The organism is Streptomyces sp. CA2R106 (genome assembly GCF_037034245.1).
Lineage (GTDB): Bacteria > Actinomycetota > Actinomycetes > Streptomycetales > Streptomycetaceae > Actinacidiphila.
Genome location: NZ_JBAGKC010000001.1, coordinates 437725 through 456733 on the forward strand (window position 1 = coordinate 437725; position 19009 = coordinate 456733).

At 74.0% G+C, this 19009-nt stretch carries 13 protein-coding genes; 7 read left to right on the forward strand and 6 right to left on the reverse strand.

Annotated elements, in window-relative coordinates; all coding sequences use genetic code 11:
- Positions 1-364 precede the first annotated feature (364 nt).
- Entirely contained in the window at positions 365-1012 is a 648-nt protein-coding gene (locus tag WA788_RS01965) for a TetR/AcrR family transcriptional regulator (RefSeq protein WP_335970856.1), read from the reverse strand.
- Positions 1013-1312: 300 nt separating this feature from the next.
- Between WA788_RS01965 and WA788_RS01970 the strand changes: the two genes are divergently transcribed.
- A complete protein-coding gene (locus WA788_RS01970) occupies positions 1313-2101 on the forward strand; it encodes a VOC family protein (protein ID WP_335970858.1) in 789 nt (262 codons plus the stop codon).
- Positions 2102-2357: 256 nt separating this feature from the next.
- Positions 2358-4799 (forward strand): outer membrane protein assembly factor BamB family protein, encoded by a 2442-nt coding sequence (locus tag WA788_RS01975; protein ID WP_335970860.1) that lies wholly within the window; start codon positions 2358-2360, stop codon positions 4797-4799.
- Positions 4800-4879: 80 nt separating this feature from the next.
- Here WA788_RS01975 and WA788_RS01980 read toward each other — a convergent pair whose 3' ends face one another.
- From WA788_RS01980 to WA788_RS01990, 3 genes are all read right to left on the reverse strand, one after another.
- The gene (locus tag WA788_RS01980; protein WP_335970861.1) at positions 4880-5383 is read right to left on the reverse strand and encodes a hypothetical protein; all 504 of its coding nucleotides are present in this window, start codon (positions 5381-5383) and stop codon (positions 4880-4882) included.
- Between the two features lie 411 nt (positions 5384-5794).
- Positions 5795-6001, reverse strand: coding sequence for a hypothetical protein (locus WA788_RS01985; protein ID WP_335970863.1), 207 nt, complete (start codon positions 5999-6001; stop codon positions 5795-5797).
- Positions 6002-6252: 251 nt separating this feature from the next.
- Positions 6253-9201: an AfsR/SARP family transcriptional regulator gene (locus WA788_RS01990; RefSeq protein WP_335970865.1), complete on the reverse strand. Its 2949-nt coding sequence runs from the start codon at positions 9199-9201 to the stop codon at positions 6253-6255.
- Positions 9202-9678: 477 nt separating this feature from the next.
- Between WA788_RS01990 and WA788_RS01995 the strand changes: the two genes are divergently transcribed.
- Positions 9679-10446, forward strand: coding sequence for an AMP-binding protein (locus WA788_RS01995; protein ID WP_335970867.1), 768 nt, complete (start codon positions 9679-9681; stop codon positions 10444-10446).
- 163 nt (positions 10447-10609) lie between these two features.
- On the opposite strand, the gene WA788_RS02000 is transcribed toward WA788_RS01995, so the two are convergent.
- Positions 10610-12145 carry a CehA/McbA family metallohydrolase gene (locus WA788_RS02000; protein WP_335970869.1) on the reverse strand — a complete coding sequence of 512 codons (1536 nt, stop codon included), beginning with the start codon at positions 12143-12145 and terminating at the stop codon, positions 10610-10612.
- Positions 12146-12516: 371 nt separating this feature from the next.
- Here WA788_RS02000 and WA788_RS02005 point away from each other — a divergent pair, with 371 nt between their 5' ends.
- The 4 genes from WA788_RS02005 to WA788_RS02020 all read left to right on the forward strand — a co-directional run bounded on the left by WA788_RS02005 (position 12517) and on the right by WA788_RS02020 (position 18580).
- Positions 12517-13761, forward strand: a complete 1245-nt coding sequence (locus WA788_RS02005; protein WP_335970871.1) for a phosphodiester glycosidase family protein — start codon at positions 12517-12519, stop codon at positions 13759-13761.
- Positions 13762-14155: 394 nt separating this feature from the next.
- Positions 14156-15259 (forward strand): ADP-ribosylglycohydrolase family protein, encoded by a 1104-nt coding sequence (locus WA788_RS02010; protein WP_335970873.1) that lies wholly within the window; start codon positions 14156-14158, stop codon positions 15257-15259.
- A gap of 177 nt (positions 15260-15436) precedes the next feature.
- Positions 15437-16639, forward strand: coding sequence for an aminotransferase-like domain-containing protein (locus tag WA788_RS02015; RefSeq protein ID WP_335970875.1), 1203 nt, complete (start codon positions 15437-15439; stop codon positions 16637-16639).
- A gap of 375 nt (positions 16640-17014) precedes the next feature.
- Positions 17015-18580, forward strand: a complete 1566-nt coding sequence (locus WA788_RS02020; protein WP_335970877.1) for a sodium:solute symporter family protein — start codon at positions 17015-17017, stop codon at positions 18578-18580.
- Positions 18581-18671: 91 nt separating this feature from the next.
- Here the strand turns inward: WA788_RS02020 and WA788_RS02025 are convergent, their stop codons facing one another.
- Positions 18672-18881, reverse strand: coding sequence for a DUF397 domain-containing protein (locus WA788_RS02025; protein WP_335970879.1), 210 nt, complete (start codon positions 18879-18881; stop codon positions 18672-18674).
- Positions 18882-19009: the final 128 nt, after the last annotated feature.

Below are 19009 nucleotides of genomic sequence, written 5' to 3' on the forward strand. Positions count from 1 at the left end.
TGGAGCCTGGGTACGTCTGTCGGGAGCAAGGCGGTGACAGCCGGCAGGTGCGTTCCTGCGGGCGGGTGCGAGCGTAACCCCCGATGCCGGTCGAGCGGCATGGGGCGTTCCCCCCAGCCCACCTGCCCCCTTGCCCACCTTCCCTATGGCGCCTGCCACTTGGCCCGCACCGGAGCCCCGGTCCCGGGCGCCGCCTGGGCTTCGTCCGGCCGCTGCCGCGCGCGTACGGTGCGCGGAACGCGACGACGCGGGCGCCAGCGGCCTCCCCCGAGACCTCGTGGCGCCCGCGTCGGGGCGTGGTGTTGCGGCAGGACTGGCGCGTGCGGGCCGAACGCCCGTGGCGGCGGCCGGCGTTGAGCCGCGGCTACTTCGGCGGTTTCTTCCCGGTGACACCGAGGTGCACCAGCAGCGCCAGGTTCGGCTTCAGGTCGGCCTGCTTGACGCCGGACCCGGTGAAACCTTTCTGGTGGGCGGCGACGGCGGCGAGCATGGCCACGAGCGAGCCGGCGACGGCCGGTGCGCTGACCTGTTTGTCGACCCTGCCCTTGCTCTGCAGCTCCTTGATGGACTCGGTGAGCGAGCCCGTCACGGAGTTGAGGATGCGGGTGCGAATCCGGTTGAAGCGCTTGTCGCCTTCGGCGGCACCGAGGTCGATCACCCGCAGGATGGCGTCGTTCCTCCGCCAGAAGGACAGGAAGCCGTCGACGAGTTCGTCCGCGGCCTGCGCGCCGGACTTGCCGACCCAGGAGCGGCCCGCGACCAGTTCGGTCAGGCTCGCCCCCTCCTTGGCCATTTCGTCTGCGAGTTCGAGGACGGCGCCTTCGACGTCGGGGAAGTACTGATAGAACGTTGCGGGGGAGGTGCCCGCCATCCGGGCGACGTCAATCACCTTGACATCCCGGTACGGCGACGTGCTGAGCATCTCGCCGAGGCAGTCCAGCAGCTTCTGCCGCGTGGCTTGCCCGCGGCGGCCCGCAACACGGCCGTCGACGGTGCGAACTTGTCCTGTCATGCCGTCAGTTTACCGACCCGTGATCGGCGCGCGATTTGGCGGCGTGCAAACGGGGACGCACTCGTTCCGCTTGGCGAACCTCCAGTTCAACGGCGCTTTCTCGCGCCCCGGGAGCCTCATCGAAGCGCGGCGGTATTGTGGCAAATGGGTGTTTTGAACCCCCGGAGTCGGGCGCTCGAATAATTGACCATATGTTCGAATTGAAGCGCGCGTAGTGGGGAAGATCACTGATGACGGTGGCGCCGACAGCATGTCGCGGACACGCCGCGGGCCATCGCGCGGAGAGGAGAGGAACTGATCATGTCGGCATTCGGAGAAGGCGCCCCCTGCTGGGCTGACGTTTCACTGCCCGACCTCGCCGCGGGCCGGTCCTTCTACGGCGAGCTGCTCGGCTGGACCTTCCAGGACCAGGGCGAGGAGTTCGGCCACTACACGATGGCCCTGCGGGACGGCGTCAAGGTCGCCGCCCTGATGGAGCGGAGGGAGCCGTCGGTGCCCCCCGCCTGGGGCGTCTTCCTCGCGGTCGCCGACGCCGCCGCTGCCACCGAGAAGGTCAGGGCGGCCGGCGGCCAGGTCGCCTTCGGGCCGGACCCGGTGCCGGACGCCGGAGTGATGGCCGGCGTCGTCGACCCGGGCGGCTCCTTCGTCGGACTCTGGCAGCCCGGCGGACACGAGGGCTTCGGCCTGGTCGGCAAGCCGGGGGCCTACGCCTGGTCGGAGAACCACACGCGGGACACCGGTCCCGTCGACTCCTTCTACGAGGAAGTGTTCGGATTCGAGTCCCAGCAGGTCGGTGACGGCGCCCACTTCGACTACAAGGTGTGGTCCGTGCCCGGCGCCGAGAACCCCTCGCTCGGCCGGCTGGGACTGGGCGGCCCCGCCGAGGACGCCCCGGTCGGCTACCAGGTCTACTTCGCGGTCGGCGACTGCGACGACGCGGCGGCCACGGTGCGCCGGCTGGGCGGCCGTGTGCTGGTCGAGCCCACGGACTCGCCCTACGGCCGCACCGCGATCGTCGCCGACGACCAGGGAGCGCGGTTCGCCGTGATCGACCCGGAGCGGCGGTCGGACGCCATACCCGGCCGCTAGCACCCCGCCGCAGCCCCCGCGTGCCCGCCCGCCGGAGCCGGCCCGGCGCGGCGGATGGCCGCCGTGTGCGCGGGAGCGGATGATAACGACTTCGCTTACCGGGCGTGTCGTGAAGGCCGCGGGTTCGCAACCGGCGCCCATCCCAGGAAGAATCGGGTCCGTACCCTGGCACGGGAGCCAGCGACCGGCCGGACGAGGCCGGGAAGCACGGGGAACGGCCCGCGGACACCGCGGGCACGGGGAGGTGGCAGGGCAAGTGGTGGAGCAGCTTACGCAGCATGACCCGAGACGGATCGGCCCTTTCGAGGTGCTGGGACGGCTCGGCGCCGGCGGCATGGGGCTGGTCTATCTCGCCCGCTCGGCCTCCGGTCGGCGCGTGGCGATCAAGACCGTGCGCGCGGAGCTCGCCGAGGACCAGCTCTTCCGGGTGCGCTTCACGCGTGAGGTCGAGGCGGCCCGCGCGGTGTCCGGGTTCTACACCGCCGCCGTCGTCGATGCCGACCCGCGGGCCGCCGTGCCCTGGCTCGCCACCGCGTACGTCCCCGCGCCCTCGCTGGAAGAGATCGTCAACCAGTCCGGCCCGCTGCCCGCCCAGGGCGTGCGCTGGCTCGCCGCCGGGATCGCCGAGGCGCTCCAGTCGATCCACGCCGCGGGCCTGGTGCACCGGGACATGAAGCCGTCGAACGTCCTGGTCGTCGAGGACGGGCCCCGGGTGATCGACTTCGGCATCGCCTCCGGGGTGTCCAACACCCGGCTGACGATGACCAACGTCGCCGTCGGCACCCCCGCCTACATGTCGCCCGAGCAGGCCCGCGACTCCCGCAGCGTGCGCGGCGCCAGCGACATCTTCTCGCTCGGCTCCACCCTGGTCTTCGCCGCGACCGGGCACGCGCCCTTCCACGGGGCCAACCCGGTCGAGACCGTCTTCATGCTGCTGCGCGAAGGCCCCGACGTGACCGGCCTGCCCGAGGAGCTGCGCCCGCTGATCGAGTCCTGCATGCGGATGAAGGCCGAGGAGCGCCCCACCCCCGCCGACCTCCAGGCGCAGCTCGCCCCGCACCTGTTCTCCTCCGGCGGCGACGACACCGGCACCGCCTCCGCCTGGCTGCCGCCCGGCGCGGTCGCCCTGATCGAGGACCGGCACCGCAGCCGGATCGGGCCGGTGCAGAACGGCGGCCGCCCCGCCCGCCAGCCCGGCGCACAGGTCTCCGGCCCGCAGGTGCCCGTGCCGCCGCGGGCCCCCGGCGGCCGGCCGCCCGTACCGCCGGCGGCCCCGCAGGGCCCCGGGCAGCAGCAGTCCGGGCTGCTGCCGCCGCCGCCCACGTCGCCGCCCCGCCCGCAGCAGCCGCCCCGCAGCCCCGCTCCGCAGCACGCGGCCGCGTCCGTCCAGCTCGCCGGGTCCGCGCCGATCGGGCCCGGGCTGCGGCTAACGCGGGCGGCCGACCTCAAGGCCACGGCCGGGCCGGTGCCCGGCACCGAGTGGGTGCGCCCCCGCGGCGGCAGCCACCAGCAGGCGGAGGCCCCGCCCGCGTCCGTGGCCGGCATGCCGCGGCCGGCCGGCCCGCCGGGGGAGTGGCGGCCGTGGCGGTTCCGGATGTCGAACGACGTGTGGGGCACCCCCGTCGTGGCCGGCGGCCTGCTGTACGTCACGTCCTTCGAGGTGCACGCCCTCGACGTGGCCAGCGGGCGGCGGCAGTTCAAGACCCGGGACGTGGCCTGGACGATGGCGGTCGCCGGCGGCCGCATCCACGCCTCGGACGGGCCCAGCCTGTTCGCGCTCGGCGCGACCGACGGCGGCGAGCGGTGGCGTACCCCGATCGACGGCTGGGTGTACGCCGCGCAGGCCGACGCGGGCACTGTCGTGACCGGCATCCGCGGCGGCGTGGTGCAGGCGTGGGACGCCGAGCGCGGCACCCTGCGGTGGGAACGGGCCGGCGCGCAGACGGAGTTCGAGTCCCCCGACGCCGGGCCGGCCATCGCCGACCGGGTGGTCTACTACCAGGGCGGCGGCCTGCTGCACGCGGTGGACGCGCTCAGCGGCGCGGAGCTGTGGTCGTATCCGGTGGGCGAGCCCGGAGCGGCCGGTTCCGTGGTCACCCGGCCGGTGGTCGCCGACGGCGTCGTCCACCTGACCGCCGGCACCCGCGTACTGGCCCTCGACGCGCGTAACGGCGCGGAGCGCTGGCACTTCGAGGCGCCCGCGGTGATGTTCGCACCGCCCGCGCACGTACCCGGCCCGGGCCCGACCGGCGGCGGGATCTACGTCGCCGACCACCTCGGCACGGTGTACGCGCTGGACCCGGCGGACGGCCGGGACCGCTGGCGGGTCGCCACCGAGCCGCGGCAGTCCCTGGAGCCGGTGGTGGTCGCCGCCGGCGGGGTCCACCTCGGCGCGGGCAGCGCCCTGTACACGCTGGACGCGGTGAGCGGGGCGCCGCGCTGGCGGTTCGCCGCGCAGAACGAGATCACCGGGTCGCCCGCGGTCGCCGACGGCCGGGTGCACTTCGGATCGAAGGACCACTGCCTGTACACGGTGGACGCGCAAGGCGGCCAGTTGCGCTGGCGGCTGGAGACCGGCGGCGAGATCACCGGCTCGCCGGTCACCGCCGACGGCGTGGTCTACGCCTGCTCCAAGGACCGCTGCGTGTACGCCCTGGACGCGGCGAAGGGCACCGGTTCGAGCTCCCGCCGGGCCTGAGGCTTCCGGCCTGACAGCCTGACTGCCGGGCCGCCTGACCGGTTACCGCCTGACCGTGCCGAGCCCGCGCAGCAGCCCGCTCACGGCTCGGGCACCTCGTCCCGGGACAGCGGCTCGCCGGACGCCACCGCGTCCGGCGGGAGCTCCTGATCCGGGCTGCCGTAGCGGGCGCGCCGCAGCCCCGAGAACAAGAAAGCGCCGGCGAACAGCAGCAGCCCGCTGCCGACCGCGATGCCCGCACCCGAGCCCAGCCCGCCACCCCCGGTGGCCGGCCCGCCCGGGAATTGCGCCTGCCGCACCATCCACAGCACCGTGACACCCAGCACCAGGCACCCCGCCAGCCCCACGGCCACCCACGACTGGGAGAGCACACCCAGCAGCGTCAGCAGCGCGGCGAAGCCCATGGGCAGGAAGAGGGAGCCGAGCAGGGCCGCGTCACGATCGGTGACGCCGACCCCCGTGAAGAGGTCGTCGACCCGGATGCCGGACCCGTGACGGCCGTCGTACCAGGCTCGGAAGGGGCACCAGACGGCGGCCGCCGCTCCTGCGAGCGCGAGCAGTGACCCCAGGATGTTGCGGACCATCGGGGTGCCACCGCCTCGTGTCGCTCACTCGGCCCCCACGTGGCCGACGGTACGCCGGGCGCGGCAGCCGTGCCAGGCGAGCGGGCGGCGGGGCGGCACAGGCGCGGGCGGGGGCGGTACACGCAGATCGGAACCCGCAGGTCGGACACGCGGCCCGGCGCCCGCAGGCGGGCACACGCAGGCGGGCACACGCAGGTCGGCCGCAGCGCCCCCTCCGCGCTGCGGCCGACCTGCCGCCCGGGCAGTGAGCCGGCCCCCTGAGCCGGCTCGTGCTGCCCCCCTTCCGGGCGGTTCCCCCTTTTTCTCTCGCAGGCCTGGAGACCCCCATCCCCAGGCTTACGGGACCATGTCCGCGTCGGGCGGCCAGCCCCGGCACCCCGTTTCCGTACCGGGCGGGGCGCCTCGCGCGGATCAGTTCGCGGGCTCGGACTCGGTGTGCCAGTTGTTCGGCTTGACGAGAGCGGGCTTCTTGGGCGTGGACTCGTCCGCCAGCAGACCGTCCACCGCGTCCTCGGTCGTGCCCTCCGTGTGCCAGTTGTCCGGGTCGACCGCGGCGGCGGTCGGCGCGGTCGGCGGTACAGGATCAGTCGACTCGGTCTGCTGGTTGTCGGTAGTCATGGTCGTTCTCCTGCACTTGGGGACTGCTGTGGTGAAGCCCACCCGGCGACGACCCCCGTGCATCACCGGGCGGGCGGCTCGTGCGGTGAATCGAATCGTGGCAGGCGCCGATAATCAACCGATAAACGGTATCGACGAGTTGCCGTTCAGATGGATGTGCCCACCGTTCCAGCCCGCCCCTGGCGCCACTTCGGCCCCGGTCGTCCGGACGGCCGCCGCCGGCCGGGACAGCCCCGCCGCTCCCGCAGCGGTCAGCCCGCCATCCGGATCACCGACGGCGCGGAGTCCTCACCGAGCAACTGCCGTACCTCGTCGGCCTCCGGGGAGCCGAGCGCCGCGTACATACCCAGCGCGTCGTGCCAGCACGCGTGCGCCCGGACGAGCTGGCCCATGTCGGCGAGCGCGCGGCCGAGGACGGTCAGGACGTTGGCGGTGCGCCACTCGCCGCCCACCTCGCGCTGGATGACCAGGGCCTGTTCGGCCGCGGCGGCCGACTGGAGGCTGCGCCCGGCCGCGCGGTGCGCCTCGGCCAGCCGGTACAGCGTCATGCCCTCCCAGAACTGCTGCCGTGCGTCGCGGAAGATCTCCAGCGCCTCGTTGAGCCGCGCCACCGCGTCGTCGGCGCGGTCGGCCGCGGTCAGGGCGACGGCGACCGCGTACAGGCCGTTGCCGAGGCGGAATCCGACGTTCAGGTCGCGGTAGATGGCCAGCGCCTGCCGGCTCGTGCTGACCGCCGCGTCGGGGTCGCCGAGGCTCAACTGGGCCCGGGAGAGGTTGCTCAGGGCCGACGCCTCGCCGTGCCGGTTGCCGTCCGCGCGGAACGCCTCCAGGGCGGCTTCGTGGTACTCGGTGCAGTCGTCGAAGCGCTGCGCCTGGTGCGCGATGATGCCCCGCAGGTTCGGCGCGTAGCAGCAGGTGACGGGGTCCTCGGCGGCGAGCCCCACCACCATCGCGCGCCGTGCCTCCTCGTCCGCGGCGGTGAACCGGGCCGTCATCCGCAGCAGTTGGGCGACGAGCACCCGGGCCCGGCCCTCGACCAGCGCGTCCCCGCAGGTGTTCGCGGTGGCCACGACGGCGTGCGCGGCCTGCTCGTATTGGCGCGCGTAGATCCCCGACTCCATCAGGTCCTGGGCCGCCCACAGCAGGTCGGCGGCCTTGCGCATCAGGCCGCCGCAGCCCTCGCCGGCCGACTGCTCGACCGCCGCGAGCAGCACCTGCGCCTCGGCGAACAGCCACTCCAGCCCGGCGTCGCGGGAGTCGAAGGACAGGCCCGGGCGCGAGGTGCCGGCGAGGTGGTCCAGCACCCGGTCGCCGGGGTTCTCCAGCGCGTAGACCGCCTCGGCCGAGGCGAGGTAGAAGTCCAGCAGCCGGGACAGCGCCGAGCAGCGCGCCTGCTCGGTCTCGTCGCGCTCGGCGCACTCGCGGGCGTACAGCCGCAGCAGGTCGTGGAAGCGGTAACGCGCGGGCGCGGCCGACTCGATGAGGCTTATGTCGACCAGCGTCTCCAGCAGCTGCTCGGCTGTGTACGGGTCGAGGTCCAGGACGGCGGCCGCCGCGTCCAGCGAGATGTCCGGGCCCTCGGGCAGCGACAACAGCCGGAAGGCGCGGGCCTGTTCGGGTGACAGGTGCCCGTAGCCGAGGGCGAAGGTGGCCTTGACGGCGAGGTCGCCCGCCCGCAGCTCGTCCAGCCGGCGCCGCTGGTCGGCGAGTTTGCGGGCCAGTACGGACACCGTCCAGGTCCGGCGCGCGGCCAGCCGGGCGGCGGCGATCCGGATCGCCAGCGGCAGGAAGCCGCAGGCGCCCACCACCGCGAGCGCCGCCTGCCGTTCGCCGGACATCCGCTCCTCGCCGACGATCCGGCCGAAGAGCCGCAGCGCCTCCTCCGGCGACATCACGTCGAGGTCGACCAGGTGCGCGCCCTCCAGGTCGACCATCCGCATCCGGCTGGTGACCAGGGCCGCGCAGCCCGGCGTACCCGGGAGCAACTGCCGGATCTGGGCGGCGTCGTAGGCGTTGTCGAGCAGGGTGAGGACGCGGCGGCCGTCGAGGGTGGAGCGGTAGAGCGCGGCGCGCTCGGCGAGCGAGTCGGGGATGGCGGGGTTGGGCACGCCCAACGCCCGCAGGAACGCGCCGAGTACGGCCTCGGGCTCGGCCGGGCGCGGCTCGGTGCCTTGCAGGTCGACGTACAACTGCCCGTCGGGGAAAGCGTCGCGGACGGCGTGCGCGACGTGCACGGCGAGCGTGGTCTTGCCGACGCCGCCGATCCCGGCCACGGCGGAGACCGCCATCACCCCGCCGTCCCGCCCCTGTTCGGTGGCGAGTGTCAGCTGGCTGCCCAACTCCGCGACGGCGGCGCGGCGGCCGGTGAAGTCGGGGACGCTCGCCGGGAGTTGCGCGGGCCGGGCGACCTCGGGCGGCGCGGCGACCTCGGTGGCCGGCGCGGCCAGGTCCGGGTCGGCCTCCAGGATGCGCTGGTGCAGGTCGCTGAGCTCGGCGGAGGGGTCGATGCCGAGTTCCTCGGCGAGCAGGCGGCGGGTGTCGGCGTAGACGCCGAGCGCCTCGGCCTGCCGGCCGCTGCGGTACAGCGCGAGCATCAGCAGGATGCGCAGCCGCTCGCGCAGCGGGTGCTGGGCGGACAGCGCGGTGAGTTCGGAGACGGCGTCGGCGTGCGCGCCCAGTTCCAGGTCGAGTTCGAGACTGGTCTCCGACAGGCCCACCAGCCACTCGATCAGCCGGGAGCGCTGCGTCTCCGCGTACGGTCCGGGCAGGCCGGCCAACGGCTCGCCGTGCCACAGTTCCAGCGCGGACTTCAGCAGGCTGCGGGCCTTCTCCGGGTCGGTCGCCCGGATCTTCTCCGCGCCGGCCGCCAGGCGTTCGACGACGGCGTAGTCCAGGTCGTCCGGTCCGACCCGCAGCGCGTATCCACCCGAATCGGTGACCAGCGACTCGGGGCCGAGCGCCTTGCGCAGCCGGAAAGCGTACGAACGAAGCGCCGCGAGCGCGGTGTTGGGCGGGTTCTCCCCCCACAGGGCGTCCAGCAGCTCCGGTGCGGAGGCGGTACGGCCGCCGCGCAGCAGCAGTGCGGCGAGCACGGCCCGCTGCTGTGGTGCCCCGGTGGCGATCGGCTCGTCGCCGCGCCAGGCACGCACCGGGCCGAGAACCGCGTAGCGCAGGCCGCCCGGTTCCGTGCTGCTCTCCATCGTCTGCCCCCTGGATCGCCCATGCGCACCGGCCGGGCGCGTCCCCGGGCCTGGCGCTCCGCGCGTATATCTATCGTTCATCGCTGGACGGAACAGTTCTCTGCATGACATGCGGAGCCGAGAGTTCGGCCCCGTCCGTGCCAGTTTGCCGTGTCGGGCGGCCGAGGTCACCCCGTGCATGGCGCCGATCCGGCCTTGGGCCGAATGTTGGGCCGAATTCGAGGTTCTGTCTGTGCGTGCGCGGAGGTTGTGTTGTGTGGGACGGGTTCACACCTGTGTGTGTCCTGCGAGCGGATGGGTGACGAGGACGTGCGGGTGTCCGGAAAAAACGATTCGGCGGATTCCCCGGTTTTGGCCGGTTTGCGCGGGGAAAGATCATCTGTGTTCGGTGCGGTGCTCTCCTGGCCGTCGCTGCACAGGACATCCACGCTCCCGGGGACGGGACCCGTACCGCCCGCACCCTCCGGGACGGACACGGTGACCCGCGGTGGCGGGAAGCACAGCCGGCCCCGGCGCGGGCGCGGCGGTGGTTTCCGCGGCACCCCGGGTGAGAACGGGCGCCTGCCCGGCCCGCTGCTGCGGCAGCGGGCGGAGCAGCAGCCGCAGGGCATCCCCGCACTGCCCTACGGCGACCTTGCGCCCCTGACCGGGACTGCCGGGTGCAGCTTCGCCGAGCTGGACCGCCGGGCCCGGGCCGTCGCCGCGCGACTGGGCCGTGCGCTCCAGCCGGGCAGCCGCGTCCTGCTCGTGTACCCGCAAGGGCCGGACCTCGCGGGCGCGTTCCTCGGCTGCCTGTACGCGGGGATGGCCGCGGTGCCGCTCGTGCTGTCCGCGCCGGGCGCGACCAAGTCGGTGGCGCACGCCGCGCTGCGCTGCGACCCGGCGATGGTGCTCACCGGCACCGACACCTGGACACCGCTCGCGGTGGACCGGACGCGGGTCGAGGTGGTGGAGGCGGACGGGCTGCATGTCTCCGGCGAGCCCGCCTGGCGGCTGGCGCAGCACTGGCGGCCGGTGGGTGTGCTGCGCGGTGCGCCCGCCTACTACCGCTACCACGACGACGGCGCGGTCGGCGGCCGGATGGAGTCGGCGATGTCGCACGCCGATCTCGCCGAGGTGATGGACGAGTTGGCGCAGGCCGTACGGCTGGGCACCGACGAGGAGAACGTCGGCTGGATCGCCGCGGTGCACGGGGTGGAGGACGCCGTGTGGCGCATCCTGCTGCCCATTCGCGTCACGGTGTAGCGGCCGCGTGCCCGTGCTCCCGCGTTCCCGCGTGCCTGCCCGCGTGCCCGTGGCCCGGGCTCGGATACGGGTGCGGCGCCGCGCGGGGTGCGGAGTGCGCGGCGCCGCGGAAGGCGGGCGGCAGGAAGCGGGAAGGGGCCGGCGGTGCCGACCGCTGGCGGCCCTATGCCCGGCCGAGCCAGATCGGGTTGGTGAGGGCGGCGGCGGGTCCGGGGAGCCCGGAGGTGTCGCCGGACCCGGCGGGGTGGCGCACCTCGGCCCGTACGTAGGAGGAGTAGGACGCGGTGGTGGTCCACTCCAGGACCCCGGAGGCGGGCAGGGCCTGGGTGACGGTGGGGCCCTCGTCGGTGAGCAGGCGCAGTACGCAGTCGGCGGGCACCCCGCCGACCTCGAGGCGGACGGTCACATCGGCGTCGTCGGCGACCGCCAACCGCTCGCCGATGCCCGCGTGTTCGCCGTGCGGGCCGGATGCGGAGAAGGCGAGCCGGACGTCGGCGTTCTCGGCGATCCAGGAGTGGCCGGCGCGGATGCCGGCCTGGAGCGAGCGGCGGTCGAGGCCATCGGCGAGCACCACGGTCTGCGGCAGGCCGACGACGTCGGGGTCGCGGTGCGCGTCGGAGTTGCCCATCGCGGGCACCCACTGGCCGTCGCCGCGGCGGGCGGCGCCGGTGAGGAGGTTGTCCCAGGTGAGCAGGGACGCCTCGTCGTCGGCGGTCCAGGGGCCGTTCCAGACCTCGATGGCGTCCACGTTGTCGTAGCCGAACTTCCACTGGCTGGCCAGGCTGGTGCCGTACGGGTGGGCGGGCACCACGATGCCGCCGGCCCGGCGGATCTGCCGGGCGAAGCGGTCGAAGGCGTCGTCGCGCGCCCGGTAGCGCCAGTCGATCCACTCGCCGCCGTCCACGCCGATGGCGAGGTAGTGGCCGTTGCGGGTGGTGATCTCCTCGCCGGTCAGGATGAGCAGGTCGTCGCCGGCCAGCGGGCCCAGCAGCGGGTGCGCGGAGGAGGTGTTGTGGTCGCTGGAGTTGATGAAGTCGAGCTTCGCCGCCCGGGCGAGCGCGGCCAGTTGCTCCAGGGTGCGCTTGCCGTCGGAGTGCACGGTGTGCAGGTGGCAGTCGCCGCGGTACCAGCCCCGGCCGCGGCCGGGGACCTGCTCCGGCGGGTAGTCGGGCGCGGGGGTGGTGCCGGGCTCGCCCGGGGTGAGGGTGACGGTCACCGAGTAGTCCAGGCCCTGGGGCGCGACCGTGTACGGGCCGAGCACCACGTGCCAGGTGCCCGCCTCGACCGGGCCGGCCAGGTAGCCGGGCGTCGCCTGCTCCGCGCTGATCGAGAACTCCGTGCGCGCGCCGCCCGACCAGCCGCGGAAGCCCCGCCCGCCCACGTCGGTGCCGCGCTGGTCGAAGATGCCGATGTCGCAGGCGTTGCCGAGGACGCCGGCCGGCACGGCCGGCCGGTCGTAGGTATACGACACGTCGATCTGCCGTATCCCGCCGGGCACCTTCAGCGGCAGGTACACGAAGTCGGCGGTGCCCGTCGGCAGATGGCCGCTGAGCGTACGGGTGACGGCGGCCGCGGCGCCCCGGCCGGGGCCGGGGTCCGCGCCGGAGTCCGAGGCGGCGGCGAAGTCCACGGGGGCCAGCGTAAGGACGCCGGCCGCACCCGCGCTCGCGGAGAGCTTCAGTACATCTCGTCGGTCCATGGCCTCCACGGTCGCGCCCCCGGGTGACGCGCGCGTGGCCGCGCCCTGTGCGGACGGGGGCGGAAAGCCGAGGGAACGGTGGGGCGGCTGGGCCGTACGGGTGAGGGCGGGCGGTTGCAAGTGCATTCCGGCGGACCGCCGTACGTGGGCTGTCCGCCGGCGCCGGACGGCCACGGTCGGCGCCGGTCCGGCGGGTGTCCGGCGGGGGTGAATTCGCGGCGGCGCCGCCGCCCGGTTCCTCGCGGTTCACCGTGCGGCCCGCGCGGGGGTGGTGAAGTCCTCTGCGAAGCACGTGAGTTGCGGTCCGAGGAGCGGCAGAGGGGACGACGGTGGGCGGTCGCGCAGGGGCACAAGGGGCACAAGGGGCACACATGAAGGCGCGGCTCGGGCTGCGGGCCGGCGGCGCGGCGGTCGCCGCGCTCGGCGCACTGGCCGGCAGCCTGGCGGGAGCGTCGGCGGCTGCCGCACAAGGCGGCGGCCTGCCGTACTCCCGGGTGGAGCAGGTGGCGCGCGGGGTGACGTACGGCCAGTTCTCGGTGGACGGCGGGAAGGGCGCCGTGACCGGCTACTTGCTCACCGTCGACCTGGCGGAGCCGCGGGTGCGGGTGGACCTGCTGACGCCGGGTGCGGTGGCCGAGCGCGCGCCGGTCTCCCAACTCGCCGACTCCGCCCGGGCGGTGGCCGCGGTCAACGGCGACTTCTTCAACATCACCGAGGAGCACGCCGGGGTCGCCCCCACCGGTTCGTCCGACGGGCCGGAGATCTCCGGCGGCCGGGCGCTGAAGGCGGCGGTGCCCGACGCGCAGCGCTTCGGCCCGGCGATGCCGCCCGGCGGGACCACCCGGGACGTGCTCGGCGTCGGGGTGGACCGCAGGGCCCGGCTGGACCGGCTCACCCTGGCCGGCAGCGTCCGCACCGCGCACGGCAGTTACCCGCTCGGCGGCTTCAACCAGTACGCCCTGCCCGAGGGCGGCATCGGCGCGTACACGGCCGGCTGGGGCACCGTCTCCCGCGAGCGCGCCGTCTGCGGCTCCGACACCTCCCGCGCCGCGGCGTGCAGCACCGACACCTACGAGGTGACCGTCCGCCACGGCCGGGTGACCGCCGCGGCGAACACCCCCGGGCAGGGCGCGATCGCCCCGGGCAGCACCGTGCTCGTCGGGCGGGACGCCGGCGCCGACACCCTGCGCGCGCTGCGCGTCGGCGACCGCGCGGACGTCGCCGAGCACCTGGCCCCGGCCGCCTCCCATGTGCCCTACACCTTCGCGGTGGGCGGCTTCACGGTGCTGCGCGACGGCGACCCGCTGCCCGGGCTCGACACCAAGACCGCCGCGGTCCGTACCGCCGCGGGCTTCGGTGCCGGCGGCCGCACGCTCTACCTGCTCGCCCTCGACGGCACCGCGGCCGCCGACCCCGGCCTGACCGTCGCCGAGGTCGCCGACGTGATGCGGCGGGCCGGCGCCGACGACGCGGTCAACCTCGACGGGGGCGGCTCCACCACGCTGGTCACCCGCGGCCCCGGCGACCCGGACGCCATCGTGCGCAACAACCCCTCGGGCGTCGCGGAGCGCCCGGTGGCCAACGCCGTCGGGGTGTTCAGCACCGCCCGGAGCTGAGCCCGGCGGGACACCGGAGGGACCCGGTCAGGGACACCGGCAGGACCCCGGCAGGACCCCGGCGAGGCACTGACAGGACACGAGCGGCGACCCGCGCACCCGGGCGCCGCCCGCCCCGCCCTCACCGGCTCTCCACCGCCCGCTCACCGCCGCTCCACCGCCCCCGCACAGCTCCCGCATGGCCCCTCCACCGACCGCCTGCCACACGCCCCGACCGACCCACACGCCTCACCTCCCTCACCCCGAACCACCGCAAACCCCGGAAAACGTCGGAAAAGACGGCCCATCGCGGACAAGCCCGCACCTACCCTCGGCCCCCCTTCCGCTCTCGGTTTCGTCGGATATCGTGCGGCGCAGCACGGATCGGATCGGGGGATGTTCGAAGGAGAGCGCTTTGACCGCTGTCTGGGGACGCGCGCAGCAACAGGACTTCCGCAGCCGGGTACGCGGCTGCCTGCTCGGTGGCGCGATCGGCGACGCGCTGGGCGCCGGCGTGGAGTTCGAGTCGCTCGACGCCATCCTCGACAGCCACGGCGCCGACGGGGTCACCGACTACGTCCCCGCGTACGGCAGGCGCGGCGCGATCACCGACGACACCCAGATGTCGCTGTTCACCGTCGAGGGCCTGATCCGCGCCCAGGTCCGCCGGGACACCGGCGCCTGGCACCCGCCGACCGACATCCACCGCGCCTACCTGCGCTGGGCGGCCACCCAGAACGAGTGGGGCCCCGACGAGCGCCGCCGGGACAGCGGCTGGCTGGCCCGCGAGGAGTGGCTGTACGCGCGCCGCGCGCCCGGCGGTGCCTGCCTCAGCGGCCTGTCCGACGACCGGATGGGCACCCTGGAGGAGCCGAAGAACCCCGGCTCCAAGGGGTGCGGTGCGGTGATGCGCTCGGCGCCGTTCGGCCTGCTGGTCGGCTGGGAGCCGCAACTCGTCTTCCAGCTCGCGGTCGAGTGCGCCGCGCAGACCCACGGCCACCCCACCGGGCAGCTCGCCTCGGGCGCCTTCGCGGTGATCGTGCACGGCCTGGCCCGCGGCGAGGCGCTGGACGGCTCCGTGCAGCACGCCCTCGCCCTGCTGGGCACCCGCCCCGGCCACCAGGAGACCACCGACGCCCTCCAGGGCGCCCTGGGAGCGGTGCGGCAGGGCATGCCGTCCCCGCAGCGCGTCGAGGCGCTCGGCGAGGGCTGGACGGCCGAGGAGGCGCTCGCGATCGGGGTGTACTGCGCGCTGGTCGCCGAGGACGTCCGGCACGGGCTGCTGCTGGCCGTCAACCACTCCGGCGACAGCGATTCCACCGGGTCGATCTGCGGCAACCTGCTGGGCGTCCAGCACGGCGAGACCGCACTGCCGCCGGCCTGGACGGCGGAGCTGGAGGGACGGGCCACGATCCTCCAACTCGCCGACGACTTCGCCATGGAGATGACCCAGTCCCCGGCGCTGCACGGCCCCGCGGGCGCCAGCCCGGCCTGGCTGGACCGCTACCCCGCCTCCTGACCGCTCTCCGGCCGTCCTGACGGCCCCCGTTGCCTCCGGTGCTCCCGGTCCGCCCCAGTCGCCCCCGCCGCCCCTGCCACCCCGCCTGTCGCGCCCTGCGCGGCCGCCGTCCGGGCCCACCGCCCGCATCGTGGAAAGTACCTGGACACCACAACGATTCTTCGTAGGCTGCACGCCATGACGACCAGCCTCCGCGGAGCACTCCCCGAACTCGCCGGCCGCGCACGCTCGGTGGGTGCGTCGCCGGTACGCGAGATCCTCGCGCTGACCGCGCGCCCGGAGGTGATCTCCTTCGCCGGCGGGCTGCCCGCGCCCGAGCTGTTCGACGCCGAGGGGCTGCGCCGGGCGTACGACCGGGTGCTCGCCGAGCGCCCCGGCACGGTGCTCCAGTACTCCACCAGCGAGGGCGACCCGGCGCTGCGCGGCGCGATCGCGGCACGCCTGGTCCGGCGCGGACTGCCGACCGACCCCGAGGAGCTGCTGGTGACCGGCGGGTCGCAGCAGGGGCTGAGCCTGATCGCCACCGCCCTGCTGGAGCCGGGCGACACCGTGCTGGTGGAGAACCCGACCTACCTCGCCGCACTCCAGTGCTTCGGCTTCGCCGGTGCCCGGGTGGTCCCGGTGCCCACCGACGCCGACGGGGTGCTGCCCGACGCGCTGGAGGAGCTGGTCGTGCGCGAGCGGCCCAAGCTGCTCTACCTGGTGCCCAACTTCCAGAACCCCACCGGGCGTACGCTCCCCGCCGACCGCCGCCGCGCGGTCGCCGGGACCGCGGCGCGGCACGGGCTGTGGATCGCCGAGGACGACCCCTACGGCGAGCTGCGCTTCGAGGGCGCGCACACGCCGCAGATCGCGTCGTACGAGGCCGCGGCCGACCGCACCGTGCTGCTGGGCAGCTTCTCCAAGGTGATGGCGCCCGGGCTGCGGCTGGGCTGGCTGCGCGCCCCGGCCGGATTCCGCCGGGCCTGCGTGATCGCCAAGCAGGCGGCCGACCTGCACACCTCGACCGTCGACCAGGCGGCGGTGGCCCGCTATCTGACCGACAACGACCTGGACGCGCACCTCGAACGGGTGCGCGCGGCCTACCGTACGCGGCGCGACGCGCTGCTGGCCGGGCTGCCGGACGCGCTGCCGGCCGGCTCGGCCTGGAACCGCCCCGAGGGCGGCATGTTCGTGTGGGTGCGGCTGCCCGGCGGCCACGACGCCACCGCGCTGCTGCGCGTCGCGGTCGGCCACGACGTCGCCTACGTGCCCGGGGCGCCGTTCTTCGCCGCCGACCCGGACCCGGGGGCGCTGCGGATGTCGTTCACCACCCACACCCCGGCGCAGATCGCCGAGGGCCTCGCGCGGCTGGCCGAGGTGTTCCGCACCCCCGCCTGACGCGCCGCGCGGGGCCGTGCCACGGCCCCGCGCCCGTGCTCTCCCTCCCTTGCGGCCGCCCGGAACTCCCGCGTTCCGGGCGGCCGTTCCGTCGTGCCGCGCCGCCGGGGCGCGGGAATGCGGACGTCCGGCGAAGTGCCCGCTCATCGTCGGTTCGGCAGACGGGTCGTCACAATGCCAAGTTTGGCAAAGAAGAGGTAAAATCGTTCGGCTTTCTGACCTGGGTTCAGGTTCGTGAACGACGGAGCCCTTGACCGGTTCGCCGCAGCAAGGGTTCAATCCCCGAAGTCCCCACTCCCGCAAGGGGGCGACCCGCCCGAGCGAGCGGTACGGCGAAGTGCCTCACGTTCACCAGGCGGACCCCCGGGAGGGGACATGAACAGTCTCGACTGGACCGTTCTCATCGCGTACTTCGGCGTGATGGTGGCGATCGGCCTGTGGTCCCACAATCGCGTCGACGACGTCGGCGACTACTTCACGGCCGGCGGCCGGATGCCCTGGTGGCTGTCCGGCATCTCGCACCACATGTCCGGCTACAGCGCGGTGATGTTCACCGGCTACGCGGGCATCTCCTACCAGTACGGCTTCACGTCCTACGCCACCTGGGCCTTCCCGATCGCGATCGGGGTGGGCCTGGGCGCCAAGCTCTTCGCGCCGCGGCTGAACCGGATGCGCTCCCGGCTGCACGTCGCCTCGCCGCTGGAGTACCTGAAGGACCGGTACAACCTCACCACCCAGCAGGCGCTGGCCTGGTCCGGGGTGCTGCTGAAGATCGTGGACGTCGGCGCCAAGTGGGCCGCGATCGCCACCCTGCTGTCGGTCTTCACCGGCATCACGATCACCCAGGGCATCGTGATCACCGGCGCGATCACCGCGGTCTACTGCACGGTCGGCGGCCTGTGGGCCGACGCGCTCACCGAACTGGGGCAGTTCGTCATCCAGTTGATCGCCGGGCTGGCCATGCTGGTCGCCACGCTGCGGCACATCGGCGGGATCAGCGGCGTCTGGAACGTCTGGGACGAGCCCGAGCTGCACCACCACGGCCACCCCACCGCAGGCCCGTACACGACCGTCTTCCTGCTCGCGTACCTGTTCATCAAGACCTTCGAGTACAACGGCGGGATGTGGAACCAGGCGCAGCGCTACATGGCGACGCCCTCCGCCCGCGCGGCCACGCGCTCGGCGATGCTCTCCTCGGCGCTGTGGCTGGTCTGGCCGCTGGTGCTCTTCTTCCCGATGTGGGTCGCGCCCCTGCTGGTGCACGCGAACAAGGCCGACGCGTCCGACTCCTACGCGCTGCTGAGTGAACGGCTGCTGCCGCACGGCCTGCTGGGCCTGGTGGTGGTCGGGTTCTTCTCGCACACCATGGCGATGTGCTCCTCGGACGCCAACGCGATCTCCGCGGTGATCACCCGGGACATCGCACCCGCGGTCGCCAAGGGAGCCCGTACCTGGAGCGACCGGATCGGGCTGATCGCGGCGCGCACCACCACGCTGGTCTTCCTCGGGCTGTCCATGGCGGTGGCGACGCAGGTGAACTCGCCCACCTTCAAGGACATCATCACCGTGGTGATCAAGTGGGTGGCCGGGCTGGTCGGGCCGATCGCCATCCCGTTCATGCTGGGCCTGATGACACGCTTCCGCAGGTCCGGCCCCACCGCGGCGCTCACCAGCTGGGCGCTGGGCCTGCTCGCCTTCTACCTGCTCAACTACCCGGTCAACGACGCGGTGTCGGGCGGGGTGCCGCTGCAGTACCAGATCGCCGGCCCGGTCGCGGTCTCGCTGGTGCTGTTCGTGGTGATCGGCTGGATCAAGCCGGAGGACACCCCGGAGCGGGACGCGCTCATCGCGAAGGTGGACGCCGAGGGAGCGGCGGAGCCCGCCGAACGGCCCGCGGAGTCAGGGGGGTTCGGCGAGTTCGGTACGCCCGCCGCGAAGTGACCTGCCGCACATGGAGCGAGCCCTCTCGGCCAGGACGGCGGCCAGTCGAGAGGGCCCCTCTGCGGTGTGAGCGACGCGTGCGCGGACGGCGTCAGCGCAGGTCGAACGCTCCGCCGTCCACGTCGGCGACGAAGGACGTCCACTCCTGCGGGGAGAAGGTGAGCACCGGACCCTGCGGGTCCTTCGAGTCACGGACCACCACGGCTTCCACGGCGGGCGACTTGACCTCGACGCAAGCGCCGTTGCCCGTCGAACGCGAGGACTTGATCCAGGCGGGGGTGCTGCCCAGCTTGATAGCCATCTCTGCTCCGGTCTGTACTGGTGAGGACGGCGCGGTAGCCACGCCACTGACTGACGTCTTCGACGCTACCGGTCAACTTCAGCCAGAGGAGGGGGCGTTCACCCATCCGGATGGCATATCCCCGGCAA

Excerpts from the sequence above, each read along its gene's own strand:
- WA788_RS01965 (WP_335970856.1), bottom strand. The coding sequence starts at position 1,012 with ATGACAGGACAAGTTCGCACCGTCGACGGCCGTGTTGCGGGCCGCCGC.
- WA788_RS01970 (WP_335970858.1), top strand. The coding sequence starts at position 1,313 with ATGTCGGCATTCGGAGAAGGCGCCCCCTGCTGGGCTGACGTTTCACTG.
- WA788_RS01980 (WP_335970861.1), bottom strand. The coding sequence starts at position 5,383 with ATGGTCCGCAACATCCTGGGGTCACTGCTCGCGCTCGCAGGAGCGGCG.
- WA788_RS01985 (WP_335970863.1), bottom strand. The coding sequence starts at position 6,001 with ATGACTACCGACAACCAGCAGACCGAGTCGACTGATCCTGTACCGCCG.
- WA788_RS01990 (WP_335970865.1), bottom strand. The coding sequence starts at position 9,201 with ATGGAGAGCAGCACGGAACCGGGCGGCCTGCGCTACGCGGTTCTCGGC.
- WA788_RS02000 (WP_335970869.1), bottom strand. The coding sequence starts at position 12,145 with ATGGACCGACGAGATGTACTGAAGCTCTCCGCGAGCGCGGGTGCGGCC.
- WA788_RS02005 (WP_335970871.1), top strand. The coding sequence starts at position 12,517 with ATGAAGGCGCGGCTCGGGCTGCGGGCCGGCGGCGCGGCGGTCGCCGCG.
- WA788_RS02015 (WP_335970875.1), top strand. The coding sequence starts at position 15,437 with ATGACGACCAGCCTCCGCGGAGCACTCCCCGAACTCGCCGGCCGCGCA.
- WA788_RS02020 (WP_335970877.1), top strand. The coding sequence starts at position 17,015 with ATGAACAGTCTCGACTGGACCGTTCTCATCGCGTACTTCGGCGTGATG.
- WA788_RS02025 (WP_335970879.1), bottom strand. The coding sequence starts at position 18,881 with ATGGCTATCAAGCTGGGCAGCACCCCCGCCTGGATCAAGTCCTCGCGT.